Source organism: Nocardia stercoris (assembly GCF_003696265.1).
Lineage (GTDB): Bacteria > Actinomycetota > Actinomycetes > Mycobacteriales > Mycobacteriaceae > Nocardia > Nocardia stercoris.
The window spans coordinates 176,643-192,752 of sequence record NZ_RFFH01000011.1 but is presented as its reverse complement, the minus strand read 5'-3'; the positions used below and the strand labels follow the sequence as shown (position 1 = coordinate 192,752).

12 protein-coding genes are annotated in these 16,110 nt (G+C 70.1%); 7 read left to right on the top strand and 5 right to left on the bottom strand.

The annotated features are described in order from the left end of the window. Positions 1-167: 167 nt before the first annotated feature. The 3 genes from EBN03_RS23420 to ppc are packed head-to-tail and all read left to right on the top strand — an operon-like array spanning position 168 to position 7,033. On the top strand, positions 168-1,412 hold the full coding sequence (locus EBN03_RS23420; RefSeq protein ID WP_122190242.1) for an acetoin utilization protein AcuC: 1,245 nt from the start codon (positions 168-170) through the stop codon (positions 1,410-1,412). Continuing rightward, entirely contained in the window at positions 1,405-4,146 is a 2,742-nt protein-coding gene (locus EBN03_RS23415; RefSeq protein ID WP_407671219.1) for a bifunctional acetate--CoA ligase family protein/GNAT family N-acetyltransferase, read from the top strand. Before EBN03_RS23420 ends, EBN03_RS23415 begins: the two co-directional genes overlap by 8 nt. A gap of 55 nt (positions 4,147-4,201) precedes the next feature. Next, positions 4,202-7,033 (top strand): phosphoenolpyruvate carboxylase, encoded by a 2,832-nt coding sequence (gene ppc, locus EBN03_RS23410; RefSeq protein WP_122190240.1) that lies wholly within the window; start codon positions 4,202-4,204, stop codon positions 7,031-7,033. A 1-nt stretch (position 7,034) separates the two neighbouring features. Here the strand turns inward: ppc and EBN03_RS23405 are convergent, their stop codons facing one another. The 3 genes from EBN03_RS23405 to EBN03_RS23395 form a co-directional block, all read right to left on the bottom strand. Then, positions 7,035-7,322 carry a DUF427 domain-containing protein gene (locus tag EBN03_RS23405; protein WP_199742933.1) on the bottom strand — a complete coding sequence of 96 codons (288 nt, stop codon included), beginning with the start codon at positions 7,320-7,322 and terminating at the stop codon, positions 7,035-7,037. A 174-nt stretch (positions 7,323-7,496) separates the two neighbouring features. Continuing rightward, a complete protein-coding gene (locus EBN03_RS23400) occupies positions 7,497-8,465 on the bottom strand; it encodes a sigma-70 family RNA polymerase sigma factor (RefSeq protein ID WP_122190239.1) in 969 nt (322 codons plus the stop codon). A gap of 221 nt (positions 8,466-8,686) precedes the next feature. Then, complete coding sequence (locus tag EBN03_RS23395; protein ID WP_122190299.1) at positions 8,687-10,207, bottom strand: DUF7782 domain-containing protein; 1,521 nt, start codon at positions 10,205-10,207, stop codon at positions 8,687-8,689. A 227-nt stretch (positions 10,208-10,434) separates the two neighbouring features. Between EBN03_RS23395 and EBN03_RS23390 the strand changes: the two genes are divergently transcribed. After that, positions 10,435-10,773, top strand: a complete 339-nt coding sequence (locus tag EBN03_RS23390) for a DUF485 domain-containing protein (RefSeq protein WP_122190238.1) — start codon at positions 10,435-10,437, stop codon at positions 10,771-10,773. Next, positions 10,770-12,371 carry a solute symporter family protein gene (locus tag EBN03_RS23385; RefSeq protein ID WP_122190237.1) on the top strand — a complete coding sequence of 534 codons (1,602 nt, stop codon included), beginning with the start codon at positions 10,770-10,772 and terminating at the stop codon, positions 12,369-12,371. The genes EBN03_RS23390 and EBN03_RS23385 overlap by 4 nt, the downstream gene beginning before the upstream one ends. A gap of 19 nt (positions 12,372-12,390) precedes the next feature. Here EBN03_RS23385 and EBN03_RS23380 read toward each other — a convergent pair whose 3' ends face one another. Then, positions 12,391-13,398, bottom strand: a complete 1,008-nt coding sequence (locus tag EBN03_RS23380) for a GlxA family transcriptional regulator (protein ID WP_122190236.1) — start codon at positions 13,396-13,398, stop codon at positions 12,391-12,393. A gap of 91 nt (positions 13,399-13,489) precedes the next feature. Here EBN03_RS23380 and EBN03_RS23375 point away from each other — a divergent pair, with 91 nt between their 5' ends. Next, entirely contained in the window at positions 13,490-14,782 is a 1,293-nt protein-coding gene (locus EBN03_RS23375; RefSeq protein WP_122190235.1) for an MFS transporter, read from the top strand. Here EBN03_RS23375 and EBN03_RS23370 read toward each other — a convergent pair. After that, positions 14,770-15,246 carry a DUF3099 domain-containing protein gene (locus EBN03_RS23370; protein WP_122190298.1) on the bottom strand — a complete coding sequence of 159 codons (477 nt, stop codon included), beginning with the start codon at positions 15,244-15,246 and terminating at the stop codon, positions 14,770-14,772. The two genes, EBN03_RS23375 and EBN03_RS23370, sit on opposite strands and share 13 nt — an antisense overlap. A gap of 90 nt (positions 15,247-15,336) precedes the next feature. On the opposite strand from EBN03_RS23370, the gene EBN03_RS23365 reads away from it, so the two are divergent. Further along, a complete protein-coding gene (locus EBN03_RS23365) occupies positions 15,337-15,570 on the top strand; it encodes a DUF3039 domain-containing protein (protein ID WP_122190297.1) in 234 nt (77 codons plus the stop codon). Positions 15,571-16,110 lie beyond the last annotated feature (540 nt).

The window sequence follows — 16,110 nt, the reverse complement described above, 5'->3', positions numbered from 1 at the left end:
CACGAATTCTACCCAGTGCCGACTGGTCGGCCGACGCAAGCCTAGGGCCTGTCCGTCCAGGTCGCCCGGCGCCACAGCGCAGGAATCGGCGCGGGCGGGCCGAGACGACCGGCGGTCGCCACGGCGGGACCGACGGCCCGGGCCGGGAGCACACTACCGTGGCAGCTATGGCCCCCAGAGCAACCGGAGACACCACGGTGGTGTGGACCGACCGGCTGATGGACTACAAGTGGACGCCCTGGCATCCGATGCAGCCCGCGCGTCTGCGGTACACCATGGCGCTGGCCGGCAGTCTCGGTGTGCTCGAGGGCATAGAGACACTGGATCCGGATCCCGCCGGCGTTCCGGAACTGCTGCGCATCCACACCCCCGCCTACGTCGAGGCCGTACGGGCGGCGGTTCCCGCGCCGCCGGACGCCGATCTGCCGGTGAGCGCGCCGTACGGGTTGGGGACCGAGGACAATCCGGTCTTTCCCCATATGCACGAGGCCTCCTCGGCGATCGTCGGCAGCACCCTGGCCGCGGCCCGGGCCATCGCCACCGGCCGCACCCGCCGGGCGGTCGCGATCGCCGGTGGCCTGCATCACGCGATGCCGGCCTCGGCCTCCGGCTTCTGCGTGTACAACGATGTCGCCGTCGCGATCTCGTGGTTGCTCGACAACGGATTCGACCGGATCGCCTACCTCGACGTCGACGTGCACCACGGTGACGGTGTGCAGCACGCGTTCTACGGCGACCCGAGGGTGCTGACGGTGTCGATCCATCAGCACCCGTCGACATTGTGGCCCAACACCGGCTGGGCGGCCGAGATCGGATCCGGTGCCGGTGAGGGCACCTCGATCAACCTGGGTGTCCTGCCCGGAACCCGGGACCCGTTGTGGCAGAGAGGGTTCCATGCGGTAGTGCCGGGTGCGGTGGCGGCGTTCCGCCCGCAGATCGTGGTCAGCCAGTGCGGGGTCGACACCCATCGGGAGGATCCGCTGGCCGAACTCGCCCTGTCGGTGGACGGGCAGCGCGCGGCGTTCGCCGCGATGCGCGAGCTCGCCGACACCTACGCCGAAGGACGCTGGCTGGCCGTGGGCGGCGGGGGATACGGCCTGATCCGGGTGGTGCCGCGGGCCTGGACCCACCTGCTGGCGCTGGCCCTGGACCGCGACATCGATCCGGCCACCCCGGTACCCGCGCAGTGGCAGGAGCTGGTCCGGGCCGCCGCGCCCCGGGTCACCCCGCCCACCCACATGGGCGACGGTGCCGACATATCGTTCGACCGCTGGGACGGTCCCGGGGGAGCGCCCGACACCGGTGACGCCCATGCCGACCGGTCCCGTCATGCGCTCGACTCCGCGGTGCTGGCCACCCGCCGCGCCACCTATCCACTGCTCGGGCTGGACCCGGAGGACCCTCGTGACTGATTCCACCGCCGCCGGTGAAACCCCTTCCGGCGCACTGCTACCCGATACTCCGGACACCCCGGCCCGGCCGCCGGCCCCGCCCCAGCACTGGTACGCCGACGTGCTGGCCGCCGACGGCGGCGTGGTGCGCGTGCGTCCGGTGACGCCGGCGGATGCCGAAGAGCTCCAACGCTTCCACGGCGCGCTCTCCGACCGCACCCGGTATCTGCGCTACTTCGGCCCGTATCCGCGGATGACGCCCAAGGACCTCTACCGCACCACGCATCTGGACTATCGCGACCGGGTCGGGCTGGCGGTCGTGCTCGGCGACCAGATCCTCGCGGTCGGGCGCTACGAACTCGTGCACGACCGGCCCGGCCCGCGGGCCGCCGAGGTGGCCTTCGTGGTGGCCGACGAACATCAGGGCCGCGGTCTGGGCTCGATCCTGCTGGAACACCTGGCCGGTGCCGCCGCCGAGAACGACATCGCCACCTTCGTGGCCGAGGTGCTGGCCGAGAACCGGGTGATGGCCACCGTGTTCCGCGACGCGGGCTATCACGTGGGATCGAACCGGGACGGGCTGGTGCTGCACCTGGAATTCGATATCGACCCCAGCGAGGCGCTGCTGTCGGTGCGCGACGCGCGGGAGCTGGCGTCGGAGGCGCGCAGCGTGGGAAACCTGTTGGCGCCGCGCTCGATCGCGGTGATCGGTGCCACGCCCTCGACCAGCCGGGTCGGTGGTGTCGTGCTGGCGAACCTGCTGTCGCAGCAGTTCGAGGGGCCGATCTTCCCGGTCAACCCGCATCGCCGGTCGGTGCAGGGCGTGCGGGCCTATCCGACCGTGCGCGCGGTCCCCGACGAGGTGGATCTGGCGGTCGTCGCCGTTCCGGCGCAACAGATTCCGGCGGTGCTCGACGACTGCATGGCCAAGGGTGTGAAGGGGCTCGTCGTGCTGACCGCCGGCTTCTCCGAGATCGGGCCGGCGGGTTTCGCCGCCGAGCGCGAACTCGTGGACGCCGCCCGCGGGCACGGGATGCGGGTGGTCGGACCCAGCGCGCTCGGCATCGCCAACACCGATCCCGCCGTATCGCTGAACGCGACGCTGGCCCCGGTGCTGCCTGCCCGCGGCCGGATCGGATTCTTCTGCCAGTCCGGCACATTGGGCGCGGCGATCCTGGGCGAGGCGGCCGCGCGGAACCTGGGGCTGTCCACCTTCGTCTCCGCCGGCAACCGTGCCGACGTGTCCGGCAACGACGTGCTGCAGTACTGGGACACCGATCCCGGAACCGATGTCGTACTGCTGTATCTGGAGCATTTCGGTAACCCGCGCAAGTTCTCCCGGATCGCGCGCCGGGTCGCACGGAGCAAGCCGATCGTGGCGGTGCGCGGCGGGCGCGGACCGGGCCGCCCGCCCACGGCCTCGGTCACCGAACTGGCGCTGGAACGGCTGCTGGAGCGAGACCTGTTCGCCCAGGCCGGAATCGTGCAGGTGGACACGATCACCGAGCTGTTCGACGCCGCCATGCTGCTGGCCTACCAGCCACTGCCGGCGGGCCCGCGACTCACCGTGATCGGCAACAGTGCCGCGCTGGGCTGGCTGGCCGCCGACGCGGCCCGCAGCGAAGGACTCGAGGTCGGGGACCCGGTGAACCTCGGCCCACAGGCCGGTCCGGGTGACTACCTCAACGCGGTGCGCGCGGCGCTGGCCGATCCGGCGACCGACGCGCTCATCGTCGTGTTCTTCCCACCGGTTCCCGGTTCGGTGGCCGAGGTCGCGCACGCCGTCCGCTCGGGCGCGGCGTCGGCGGACAAGCCGGTCCTGACCTCCTTCCTCGCCGAGCACGGCATGCCGCCGATGCTCGCCACCCGCGGACCGGGCGGCATGCTGGTGCGCGGTTCGCTGCCGTCCTATCCGGATCCGGAACGGGCCGCCCGGGCGCTGGCGAGGGTGCGCCGGTACGCGATGTGGCGTACCCGGCCCGCGTCGCCGGTGATCCGGCCGGCCGGTATCGATCCGGAGCGGGCCCGGACACTGGTGGGGGAGTGGATGTCCGCGCGGCCGGACGGCGGCCGCCTGGGCGATCTGGAGGCCGTGGAACTGTTGCGCTGCTACGGAATCGACGTGGTGGATTTCCGCGAGGTCCGCGACGGCGACGCGGCGGTCGCGGCGGCCACGGAACTCGGCTATCCGGTGGCGGCCAAGGCCACCGGCGAGATGTGGCAGAGCCGATCCGATCTCACCGGTGTCCGGCTCGAACTGTGGCAGCCCGACGCGGTGCGCCGCGCCTACACCGACCTGGCCCAGATCTCCGGTGACCCGGTCGTCCACATCCAGCGCATGGCCACCCCGGGCGTGGGCTGTGTGCTGCGGGTGCAGGACGATCCGTCGTTCGGCTCGGTGATCAGTTTCGGCCTGTCGGGCACGATCATCGATCTGCTCGGTGACCGCGTGTACCGGGCGCTGCCGCTGACCGTGGCTGAATCGGTCGAGTTGATCGACGCGCCGCGCGCGGCCCCGCTGCTCGACGGGCAGGCGGTCGTGCGGGGGCACCGGATCGGGGAACCGGTCGACAAGGCGGCGCTGGCCGAACTCGCCCGGCGTGTCTCGGCCCTGTGCGACGACCTGCCCGAGATCCGCGGACTGGCCCTCGAGCCGGTGCTCGCTTCGGCTGCGGGAGCGGCGATCCTGTACGCCCGAGTGCGCATCGGGCCGGTGCCGAGCCGCTTCGACAACGGGCCGCGGCGGCTCGCCTGACGAAAGTCACAGTCGCCTGCCGGGCCGGACGGGCCCGCCGGGTCGATACTGAGGCATGCGCGACGATCGGATCGAAGCTGCGACAGCACCGCTACGCGACGATATTCGGTACCTCGGGGGGATCCTTGGCGAGACCATCCGCGACCACGACGGCCCCGAGGTGTTCGACCTCGTGGAGCGGGTCCGGCTCGAGGCCTTCAAGGTCCGCCGGTCGGAGGTGGGTCGCGACGCGGTCGCCGACATGCTGCGCGGGATCGACGTGCGGGTGGCGATCCCGCTCATCCGGGCGTTCAACCACTTCCTGCTGCTGGCCAACCTGGCCGAGGACCTGCAGCGCGACCGGCGCCAGGCGGTGCACATCGAGGCCGGGGAACCGCCGCAGCCGTCCAGCCTGGCGGCCACCTTCCTCGAACTCGACAAGGCACGCCCCGACGGCGCCGTGGTGGCCGACCTGCTGACCGACGCGCTGGTGTCGCCGGTGATCACCGCCCACCCGACCGAGACCCGGCGGCGCACCGTCTTCGACGTGCAGTCGGCCATCACCGATCTGATGCGACGCCGGCAGCGCTACCGCCCGCACGAACCCGAACGCGCGGTCCTGGACCGGGAGATCCGCCGACAGGTGCTCACCTTGTGGCGGACGGCGCTGATCCGGTTGGCGCGCTTGCGAATCCAGGACGAGATCGAGGTGGGCCTGCGCTACTACGAGCTGACCCTGCTGGAGGTGATCCCCCGGATCAACGCGGAAGTGCGTGCGGCACTGCGTGATCGGTGGCCCGACCGTGACCTGCTGCCGCGGCCGATCCTGCGGCCGGGCTCCTGGATCGGCGGCGACCGCGACGGTAATCCGAACGTCACCGGGGAGGTCGTCGAGCGGGCGACCCGCCGGGCGGGCGCCACCGCGTTCGGCCACTACCTGCGCGAACTGGCCGGGCTGGAACGGACCCTGTCCCAGTCGGCGCGCCTGGTGCCGGTCACACCGGCGGTCGCGGCCCTGGCCGATGCCGGATTCGACGAGTCACCGCAGCGCGCGGACGAGCCGTATCGGCGTGCGATCCGCGGGATCCGCGCCCGCCTGAGCGCCACCTCGCTGCGGGCACTCGGCGAGATACCCAGTGAGGGAGTCGATCCCGGTGCCGGTGGCGGGCCGGGCAGCGACCCGCGGCATGCGGCCGGGCCGTGGGAGTACCGGGCCGCCGACCGTGCCCGGCCCTACGCCGGCCCGGCGGAATTCCTGGCCGACCTCGACAGTATCGACGAGTCGCTGCGCGCCTCCGGGGACGGTCTGCTCGCCGACGATCGGCTCGCCGCGCTGCGCGGCGCCATCGAGACCTTCGGCTTCCACCTGCAGGGCCTGGACCAGCGGCAGAACTCCGAGGTCCACGAACAAGTGGTGGCCGAGCTGCTGGCCTGGGCTGGAGTGCACCCGGATTACGCGAGCCTCGCCGAGGCCGAGCGGGTCGAGTTGCTATCCCACGAGCTGACCGTGCGACGCCCGCTGCTGGGGCCGACCGCGGTGCTCAGCGAGGTGGCCGAACGCGAGCTCGGCGTGCTGCGGTCCGCCAAGTCCGCACTCGACGACCTCGGACCCGACACCGTGCCGAACTACATCATCAGCATGTGCACCTCGGTCAGCGACCTGCTGGAAGCGGCGCTGCTGCTCCAGGAGGCCGGGATCCTCGACCCCGGCGACGCGCACACGCCGCCCAGCAGCCCGGTCGGGGTGGTGCCGCTGTTCGAGACGATCGACGACCTGCGTCAGGGCGCGCAGACGCTCACGGCGGCGCTCGCGGTACCGGCGTACCGGGCGCTGGTGCGGGCGCGCGGCGACGCGCAGGAGGTCATGCTCGGCTATTCGGACTCGAACAAGGACGGCGGTTACCTGGCCGCCAACTGGGCGCTGTACCGGGCCGAACTCGATCTGGTGGAGGCCGCCCGCAAGACCGGAATCCGGTTGCGGCTCTTCCACGGTCGCGGTGGCACGGTCGGCCGCGGCGGCGGCCGCAGCTACGACGCCATCCTGGCCCAGCCGGCCGGCGCGGTCCGCGGCTCGCTACGGCTCACCGAACAGGGCGAGGTGATCTCCACCAAGTACGCGGATTCCGGTACCGCGCACCGCAATCTGGAATCGCTGGTGGCCGGGACCCTGGAATCGACGCTGCTGGACGTGGAGGGCCTGGGTGCCGACGCCGACCCCGCGTACGCCGTCTTCGACGAACTGGCCGAGCTGGCCCGCGTCGCGTACGCGAAGCTCGTCCACGAAACTCCTGGATTCGTCACCTATTTCCGCGAATCCACCCCGGTCGCGGAGGTCGCGGACCTGAACCTGGGCAGCCGGCCCGCCTCCCGCAAACCCTCGAATTCGGTGACCGACCTGCGCGCGATCCCGTGGGTCATGGCGTGGAGTCAATCCCGGGTCATGCTGCCCGGCTGGTACGGCGTCGGCAGCGCGATCGAGCAGTGGGTGGGCGGTGACCCCGACCGCCTGGCCACCCTGGTCGACCTGCACCGCCGCTGGCCGTTCTTCCGCACGGTGATGTCGAACCTGGCCCAGGTGATGGCCAAGGCCGACCTGGACATCGCTGCCGTGTACGCCGACCTGGTCACCGACGAAACCTTGCGCGACACCATCTTCGGCATGATCCGCGCCGAATTCGACCGCACCGCAGCCGTACACGCCGCGGTCACCGGCAACGACCAGCTGCTGGCCGACAACCCGTCGCTGGCCGAATCCATCCGCAACCGCTTCCCCTACCTGGAACCGCTCAACCAACTCCAGGTGGATCTGCTGCGCCGCCGCCGCGCCGGCGACACCAGCGAACTCGTGGAACGCGGAATCCTGTTGACCATGAACGGATTGGCGACCGCGCTCCGCAATTCGGGTTAGCTCAGACCTCGCGGACCTCGACGCCCTTCCAGAACGCGATGTAGTCCTTGATGTTCGCGGCCGCGTCGAAGGGTTCGGGGTAGTACCAGGCCGCGTCGGGGTTGGTCGCGCCGTCGACGGCGAGCGTGTAGTAGCTGGCCTCGCCCTTCCAGTAGCACTTGGTGTGCGAATCGGAGGGGGTGAGGAACTGCGCGTCCACCGCTGCGGGCGGGAAGTAGTGGTTGCCCTCGACGACGACGGTGCCGGCACTGCGGGCGATCTCCCGGCCGTTCCACTCTGCGATCATCATGAGTTCCATTGTGCCCGCGCGCGAGCGCCGGTGCCCGGACGCGAACAAGTGCAGCGCCGACCCGCACGCACCGGCCGAAGGGCGGGACGGGCGCGCTGGTCGACGCTGCGGGTGGCCGCCAACCCTGCGGCCACGATGAGGCACCTGCCGGGATGGGGGGCCGGCAGGTGGGGATCAGCTGGCGTAGGCGCGCAGACGGTCGGCGCGCTCACCCTTGCGGAGCTTGGACATGACCTCGCGCTCGATCTGGCGGACCCGCTCGCGGGACAGGCCGAACAGCTTGCCGATCTGGTCCAGGGTGCGCGGCTGGCCGTCGTCGAGGCCGAAGCGCAGGCGGATGACCTGCTGTTCGCGCTCGTCGAGGGTGGCGAGCACCATGCGCACGTCGCGGACCATGAAGCCGGCCAGGACCGCGCTCTCGGCCGAGGTGGCCTCGGAGTCCTCGATGAAGTCGCCCAGCGGGGCTTCCTCGTCGCTGCCGACCGGCATGTCCAGGCTGACCGGGTCGCGGCTGTGGTCGAGCAGGTCGGCGATCTTCTCCACCGGGATGCCCGACTCGTCGGCGAGTTCCTGGTCGGAGGCCTCGCGGCCCAGCTGCTGGTGCAGCTCGCGCTTGATCCGGGCCAGCTTGTTGACCTGTTCCACCAGGTGCACGGGCAGCCGGATCGTGCGGCTCTGGTCGGCCATACCGCGGGTGATGGCCTGCCGGATCCACCAGGTGGCGTAGGTGGAGAACTTGAAGCCCTTGGTGTAGTCGAACTTCTCCATGGCGCGGATCAGGCCGAGGTTGCCCTCCTGGATCAGGTCCAGCAGCGGCATGCCACGACCGGTGTACCGCTTGGCCAGCGACACCACCAGGCGCAGGTTCGCCTCGAGCAGGTGCTGCCGGGCCGCCTGACCGTCGCGGACCAGGATGGCCAGGTCACGCTTGCGGGCCGGGGAGAGCCGCTTACCCGTCTCCAGCAAGTACTGCGCGTAGAGGCCCGCCTCGATGCGCTTGGCCAGTTCCACCTCGTCTGCGGCCGTCAGCAGCGCCGTTTTGCCGATACCATTGAGGTACACGCGTACCAGGTCGGCGGCGGGGCTCTGGGCGTCGAGGTCGGAATAGTCGGCGCGCACGTAGGAAGTGGCGGGGCTTGTCATGACTTGCCTCCTGTCGGTGGTGTCTCACTCCGATCAACGGACCCGACAGTGGGAAAGTTCCCTGAGTGCCCCCTGATAAACCGTCCTGAGCTGCGGTTTCCGTCACTACCGTCTGAGAAGTTCCTAAGAAGGGCGCACCCTGGGGAACTCGGGATCGGTTCGACGTGGATCGGTGACCCGATCGCGACGCCCGGGTGCCCGGGCGACGCGCGGGCGTGACCTCAGCGCACGACCGGCCGGATCAGTCCGTGCCGGACCAGGGCGGTCGTCAGTTCCAGTACGGCGGCCCGGAATTCCGGGGTCGACTCGTCGCCGGTGTGCCCGAAAGCCAGTAGTTCGGTGACTTCCGCGAGCGGCAGCCCGCCTGCGCGCAGGCCGGCCAGCAGTGCCGCGGCGGTGTCGTCGATCTCGTGCTGCCAGCGCGGGCCGTCGCCGCGGTACAACCGCACGACCTGCTCGGCCCAGCCGTCCTCGCCCGGCAGGTACACGCGCTCGAGCGCGGTTGCGGGCAGCACCTCGAACCGGGCGGACCATGCCGTGTCGGGATCGGCGGCGACCTCCCGCAGCCACGCCGAGCGTTCGAAGTAGGCGGTCGCCTCCGGGCCCAGCGGGTCGTCGAAGGCGTGGGTGAGGTCCTCGGCCAGTAGCTGGGTCGGGCCGTCGATCCGGCGCAGATAGACGAACCCGAAGCCGACACCCTCGGCGTCGGCGGCTTCGAGTGCGTCGAGCCACTGTTCGGCGCGCGGCGCGACGGCCGGATCGCGGGGATCGAGCCCGGCGTCGCGCAGCCAGGTCCCGACGTAGAGCGCCGGGTCGGCGACGTCGCGTTGGACGATCCAGGCGTCGACGCCGTAGTCGGGCAGCCACGACGACACCCGCGCCCGCCAGTCCTGGCCCTCGACATGCAGCCAGGACGCCAGCATGGCGGCCGTGCCGCCGGGCGCCAGCAGCTGCGGGACCTGCGAGATCACCAGCCGGCTCGCACCGTCGAGGGCGAACCCGGAATCCCGGTAGGTGTGTTCCACCCGGGCGGGACCGACGACGAACGGGGGATTGGCCACCACCTGATCGAAGGTGCGGCCGGCTACCGGCTCGAACCAGGAACCGGCGAGCCAGTCGATGTCCAGCTCGTTGAGGGCCGCGGTGGCGCGCGCCAGCCACAGCGCCCGCTCGTTGATGTCGGTGCCGGTGACGTGGTCGGCGTAACCGGCGGCGTGGACGGCCTGGATCCCGCATCCGGTGCCGAGGTCGAGCACCGAGCCGACCCGGCGGGTGGGGGTGGCGCGCAGCAGGGACAGCGACGCGTGCCCGACGCCGAGCACATGATCTTCGGTGAGCGTGCGCCGCCGCATGGAGTCGTCGAGGTCCGACAGCACCCAGCGAGTGCCGTGCCCGAGGTCCAGGGGCCGCAGGTCCAGTGCCGCGCGGACGAGCTCGCCGTCGCGGGCCAGCAGTCCGGCCGCGACCGCCTGGTCGACGTCGACCGGCGCGAGGGCGGCCGCGACCTCGGCGACCGGCAGCGCGTCGCCGAGCAGGAGGAGGCGGACCAGGGTGCCGAGTTCGCCGGCGTCGCGGACCGCCCGCCGCACCGGCACCGGCTCGGACCGGCCGAGCGCGGCGTGCGCGTCACCGAGCAGCTCCAGCAGGGTGTCGGCGTCGAAACGGGTGCGGATCAATGCCTTGCGCAGGTCGGGGGCCAGCGCGGCGAGCGGAGACGCGGTCGGTGTGTGGTCGGTCGGCATGTGTGCGACTCTGCCACCACGGTGACTCCGGCTCCGCGGCAGGCACAGGTAAAGATCGTATTCGGTGATGCGGGAGAAGAATTCGCCGTGGCGCGATCGATACACACCGTACAGCTGTGAATCCGGCTCGGTGACAATCGATCTCGAATAAAATTCTCCTACCGCCGGGCGGCGTGCGAGGGGCTGTCGACGCGGTGCCGCAGCGCGGCTGTCGAGGGAGGTCGACCGTGGGAAACGCAGTGCCGGAGAACGAATCCGGTGTCGATTGGAACGATGTCTACGCCAGTCCCGAATTTCAGCAACTACGAAAACGTTTCCGGGTTTTCGTATTTCCGATGACGGCCGCGTTCCTGGCGTGGTACGGCCTCTACGTATTGCTGGCCGATTACGCGCACGGATTCATGTCGCACAAGATCGGCGGGAACATCACCGTCGGATTGATCTTCGGACTGCTCCAGTTCGTGTCGACCTTCGCGATCACCGCGCTGTACGTCCGGTACGCCGACCAGCAGCTGGACCCCATCGCGGACGCGCTCAGCGCCGAACTCGACGGAGACGGCCGATGAACCACATCCTCGCCGCGGCGGTGGCCGGCAGCCGTCCCGGGCTCAACATGACCATTTTCGTGATCTTCGTGGTGATCACCCTGGGCATCGTGATCCGGGCCGGTCGCGACAATCGCACGGCCGCCGACTATTACACCGCCGGACGCGCCTTCTCCGGGGTGCAGAACGGGATCGCGATCTCCGGCGACTATCTGTCGGCAGCCAGTTTCCTCGGCATCGCCGGAGCCATCGCCGTGAACGGCTACGACGGATTTCTGTATTCGATCGGATTCCTGGTGGCGTGGCTGGTCGCGCTGCTGCTCGTCGCGGAATTGTTACGGAACACCGGAAAATTCACGGTCGGCGACGTGCTGGCATTCCGGATGCGACAGCGGCCGGTGCGGGCCGCGTCGGCGACGTCGGCGCTGGCGGTCAGCCTGTTCTATCTGCTGGCGCAGATGGCGGGGGCCGGGGTGCTGATCTCGTTGCTGCTCGGCGTATCCGGTGATCTGGGGCAGAACCTGGTGATCGCCGTCGTGGGCGCGGTGATGATCGTGTACGTGCTGGTCGGCGGCATGAAGGGCACCACCTGGGTGCAGATCGTCACCGTGGTGCTGTTGATCGGCGCGGCGGCGGCGATGACGTTCTGGGTGCTGGGCCGCTACGGTTTCGACTTCTCGGCGCTGCTGCAGGGCGCGGTCGACCACGGTGGCAAGAACGGCGCGAAACTGCTCGGTCCCGGCGTCAGCTACGGCAAGAACGGCGCCAGCAAGCTCGACTTCGTCTCGCTCGCACTGGCTCTCGTGCTGGGCACGGCCGGCCTGCCGCACGTGTTGATGCGGTTCTACACGGTGCCGACCGCGCGCGAGGCCCGCCGGTCGGTGGTGTGGGCGATCGGGTTGATCGGGGTGTTCTATCTGTTCACGCTGGTGCTCGGATACGGCGCGGGCGCTCTGGTCGGGCCGCAGAAGATCGCGGCCGCGCCGGGCAAGAGCAATGCGGCGGCCCCGCTGCTCGCCTTGGAACTCGGCGGGCCGGTGCTGTTGGGATTCGTTGCGGCGGTGGCCTTCGCGACGATCCTGGCGGTGGTGGCCGGACTCACCATCACCGCGTCGACGGCGTTCGCACACGATGTGTACGCCAACGTGCTGCGCCGCGACGGCGGCAACGAGGTCCTGGTCGCGCGGATCACCGCGGTCGTGATCGGGGCGCTGGCGGTGATCGGCGGCATCCTGGCGAAGAACCAGAACGTCGCGTTCCTGGTGGCGCTGGCGTTCGCGATCGCCGCGTCGGCCAATCTGCCGACGATCCTGTACACACTGTTCTGGCGCCGATTCAACACGACGGGCGCGTTGTGCAGTATCTATGGCGGGCTGGCGGTCACCGTCGTGCTGATCGTGTTCTCGCCTGCGGTGTCCGGGGTGCCGACCGCGATGATCAAGGGCCACGATTTCCACTGGTTCCCGCTGGCGAATCCCGGCCTGGTGTCGATTCCGGTCTCGTTCGCACTGGGCTGGCTGGGCACCGTGCTGTCCCGCGAGCACGATGGCGCGAAATACCAGGAGATGCAGGTTCGTTCGCTGACCGGCGCGGGCGCCGAGCAGGCGGTGCGGCACTGATCGACTGTGGCGCGGGCGATCACGAGCACGGCGCGGCGGCCGGGCCCGGATCGTTCGCGGTGGTCAGGCGAAAGGTCTTGCGGTAGGCCAGCGGTGGCACGCCGAGCTCGCCGCGCAGATGGTGGCGCAGCGAGGCCGCCGTGCCGAGCCCCGAGGCCCGGGCGACTTCGTCGATCGGCAGCTCGGTGGCTTCCAGCAGGTGCCGCGCGTGGTGCATCCGCTGGCGCAGCAGCCAGGTGCCCGGTGCCAGCCCGGTTTCGGCCTTGAATCGGCGGGTGAAGGTGCGCACGCTCATGCGCGCGTGTGCCGACAGGGTGGCCAGGTCCAGTTCCTGGTCCAGGTGCGCCAGAGCCCAGGTGCGGGTCGGCGCGGTCCCGTCGGATCCGTCCTCGGGGACCTGACGGTCGATGAACTGGGACTGCCCACCCTCGCGCCACGGCGGCACGACGCAGAAGCGGGCGACCCGGTTGGCGACTTCGCTGCCGTGGTCGGTGCGCAGGATCTGCAGGCACAGGTCGACGCCCGCGGCGAGTCCGGCCGAGCTCCACACGCCGTCGTCCTCGACGAACAGCAGGTTCTCGTCCAACTGGACGAGCGGGAACAGTTCCCGGAAGCGGTCCGCGTACGCCCAGTGCGTGGTGGCGCGGCGGCCGTCGAGCCGGCCCGCGGCGGCCAGCACGAAGGCGCCGGTGCAGATCGATACCAGGCGTGCCCCGGCGGGAATCCGCTGGAAGGCGGCGGCGACGGCGTCGTCGAGCCGGCCTTCGCCGCGCGCGGTGGGGTAGCGGGTGCCGGGGACGATCACGGTGTCGGCGTCGTCGAGTAGTTCCGGACCGCCCTGCGGGACGATCGTGTAGCCGGCGGTGACCGGGATCCCGGCGGGGTCGAGGCCGCAGATGCGCACGTCGTAGAGGGGGTGGCCGGCGGCGTCCTCGGCGGTGCCGAGGACCAGGCCCGGGATCGTGGCGTCGAAGCCGACCACGGGGGCCAGGGCCAGCACGACGACTCGGTGTGGTGTGCGGGGCATGGGTGCTCCTGGAAATGTTGGCCAGATCTTGACGCATTGTGGCATTCAGGCCACTCGTGTGGTCAGGGCGGGGTAGGCCACCATCATCCTCGTGACCGATTTACGCAGCCCCGGAACAGATTCCGTCCCGACTACCCGCCTGCATCCGGCGTGGATCGTCGCGGCCGTCTCCTTCGTCGTCCTCATCGGTGCCGCCGCCTTCCGCTCGGTGCCCGGGGTCCTGATGGATCCGCTGCACGAGGAGTTCGGCTGGTCACACGCCACCATCGGGTCCGCGGTCTCGCTGAACATGCTGTTGTACGGGCTGATGGCCCCGTTCGCGGCGGCACTGATGGACCGGATCGGCATCCGGCGGGTGGTGACCGGCGCGCTGCTGCTGGTCGCGGCCGGCAGCGGGCTCACCGTGTTCATGACCCAGGCCTGGCAGCTCATGCTGACCTGGGGGCTGCTGGTCGGGGTGGGCACCGGATCGATGGCGATGTCGTTCGTGGCCACGATCACCGGACGCTGGTTCGTGGCGCGGCGCGGGCTCGTGACCGGGGTGCTGACCGCCGCCGGATCGGCCGGTCAACTGGTGTTCCTGCCGCTGGTGTCGCACCTGGCCATGGACTTCGGCTGGCGGGTGCCGTCGCTGGTCGTAGCGGGTGCAGCGCTCGCGGTGGTACCGCTGGTGCTGCTGGCGCTGCGCGACTTCCCCAGCGACATCGGGCTTTCGGCCTACGGTGCCGAACCGGGCAGCAGCGCCGGGATGCGGGTGGCGGCGTCCGGCGGCGCGGGCCGGGCGCTCACGGTCCTGGCCACGGTGGTGCGGACCCGGCCGTTCTGGCTGCTCGCCGGTGGGTTCGCGGTCTGTGGCGCCACCAGCAACGGCCTGGTCGGCACCCATTTCGTCAGCGCCGCCCACGACCACGGCATGCCGCCCACCACCGCCGCCGGCCTGATGGCCACCGTCGGCCTGTTCGACGTCGCCGGCACCATCGCGTCCGGGTGGCTGACCGACCGGATCGACTCCCGGATCCTGCTGGCTGCCTACTACTCGCTGCGCGGGCTGTCGCTACTGGCGCTGCCGCTGCTGTTCGCGCCGCAGGCGCAGCCGAGCATGTGGGTGTTCATCATCTTCTACGGGCTGGACTGGATCGCGACCGTGCCGCCCACGGTTGCGTTGTGCCGCAAGTATTTCGGTGACGACGCACCGGTCGCGTTCGGCTGGATCTTCGCCTCTCACCAGCTGGGTGCCGCGCTCGCGGCCACCGGTGCCGGCATCGTGCGGGACGTGCGCGGTAGCTACGACCTGGCCTGGCTGATCGCGGCCGGGCTGTGCGCGTCGGCGGCGGTGATGTCGCTGTCGATCGGGCGGCGGGCCGTCTCGGCTCAGCTGTCGTGACCACCCTCGATAGCGCGGCGCTGCTCCAGGGCGGCCTGGTCGCCGCGGCGGCCGTCCCAGCGGCTGGGCTCGCCGCCGCGGCGCGGCGGACGGTCGTTGGCGATGAGCACGGCCATCCACGGCAGCGGGATCGACACACCGATGATGGCCAGCGAGATCAGTGAGTTGTGCCAGGCGCCGTAGGCGGCCGCGGCGCCGATCAGGCAGGGGATCCGGAAACCCATGAGGATCGAATAGCGGCGGACCCGGTCCCGATGCTGCTGCTCCAGCGATACCGCGGCCTCGGTGATCAGCGTGGGCCGTTTCTTCGAGTTGTCGCGGAAGAACCCCTTCGCGACCTCGGGATCCCCGGTGAAGAACCCCGCCGGGTGCACCTCGACCTCCGGCTCCTCGGCCGGAGTCGCCCCGGAGACCCCGTCGCCGTGGGGAACTTCGGCGTCGGGGGCCTTGCCGTCACGCTGCATACCCCGAGTCTTCCACTCCACGAGATCGAATGCACACGCGGTGACCGGCACCATCCCCACCGACCCGGGCGAGCTGGCATCATGGTGTGGGTGAGCACCGATACCCTCGTACGTCCCGACGTCACCACCGACGACGCGACCGACAGCGATACCCCGAAGTTCTTCCACTACGTGAAGAAGAACAAGATCGCCGAGAGCGCGGTCATGGGCACGTTCGTCCAGGCGCTCTGCGGCGAGGTCTTCCCGGTCACCCGCTCCCCGAAGCCCGGCTCCCCGGTGTGCGAGGACTGCAAGAAGATCTACGAGCAGATGAAACGCGACTAGGCTATTTCCGCAGGTCAGGGCGCTGGAAGGTCGGAATTTCAAGATCGAAAACCGGCTGAAGTGTCACTTTGAGTGTAGGGAATCCCCTGGTTATGCTTCGCTGGATGGGCTGTGTCTATGTTCATCCCTCTGGTGATGTGGCTGCGTGCCTGTGCAGATATCGCCGTAGTTGTTCCCGGTTCTGCGGATGGCGCGAACCATCCGGAGATCAGTCCCGGTGATCGGGGCTCGAGCTCGATTTGCTACATGGGCTCGCCGTCCGACGGGTTGATCGCATCTGTCAGCTGCAGGCGCGGAACGAGATGGTTCTCAGGAAGCCCGATGTCTGAGTTATGCAGATGTCGGAAGCGAATCCGCATAACCCCGGATGCCGAAATATTGTGCGATGGCGCGCGAGCGCGCAGTTTGCATCTGCATCCCGTTGGGGTAATGGCCTTGCTGCCGCGTTCGGGTCAGTCGACACTCGGTCGACACTGCCCAGTCGTGCGCTGGGGACTGATGCAGATCGGGTGACAGTTGGACCTGCCCCTGCGTCAGTCC

Excerpts from the sequence above, each read along its gene's own strand:
- EBN03_RS23420 (WP_122190242.1), top strand. The coding sequence starts at position 168 with ATGGCCCCCAGAGCAACCGGAGACACCACGGTGGTGTGGACCGACCGG.
- ppc (WP_122190240.1), top strand. The coding sequence starts at position 4,202 with ATGCGCGACGATCGGATCGAAGCTGCGACAGCACCGCTACGCGACGAT.
- EBN03_RS23405 (WP_199742933.1), bottom strand. The coding sequence starts at position 7,322 with ATGATGATCGCAGAGTGGAACGGCCGGGAGATCGCCCGCAGTGCCGGC.
- EBN03_RS23400 (WP_122190239.1), bottom strand. The coding sequence starts at position 8,465 with ATGACAAGCCCCGCCACTTCCTACGTGCGCGCCGACTATTCCGACCTC.
- EBN03_RS23395 (WP_122190299.1), bottom strand. The coding sequence starts at position 10,207 with ATGCCGACCGACCACACACCGACCGCGTCTCCGCTCGCCGCGCTGGCC.
- EBN03_RS23385 (WP_122190237.1), top strand. The coding sequence starts at position 10,770 with ATGAACCACATCCTCGCCGCGGCGGTGGCCGGCAGCCGTCCCGGGCTC.
- EBN03_RS23380 (WP_122190236.1), bottom strand. The coding sequence starts at position 13,398 with ATGCCCCGCACACCACACCGAGTCGTCGTGCTGGCCCTGGCCCCCGTG.
- EBN03_RS23370 (WP_122190298.1), bottom strand. The coding sequence starts at position 15,246 with ATGCAGCGTGACGGCAAGGCCCCCGACGCCGAAGTTCCCCACGGCGAC.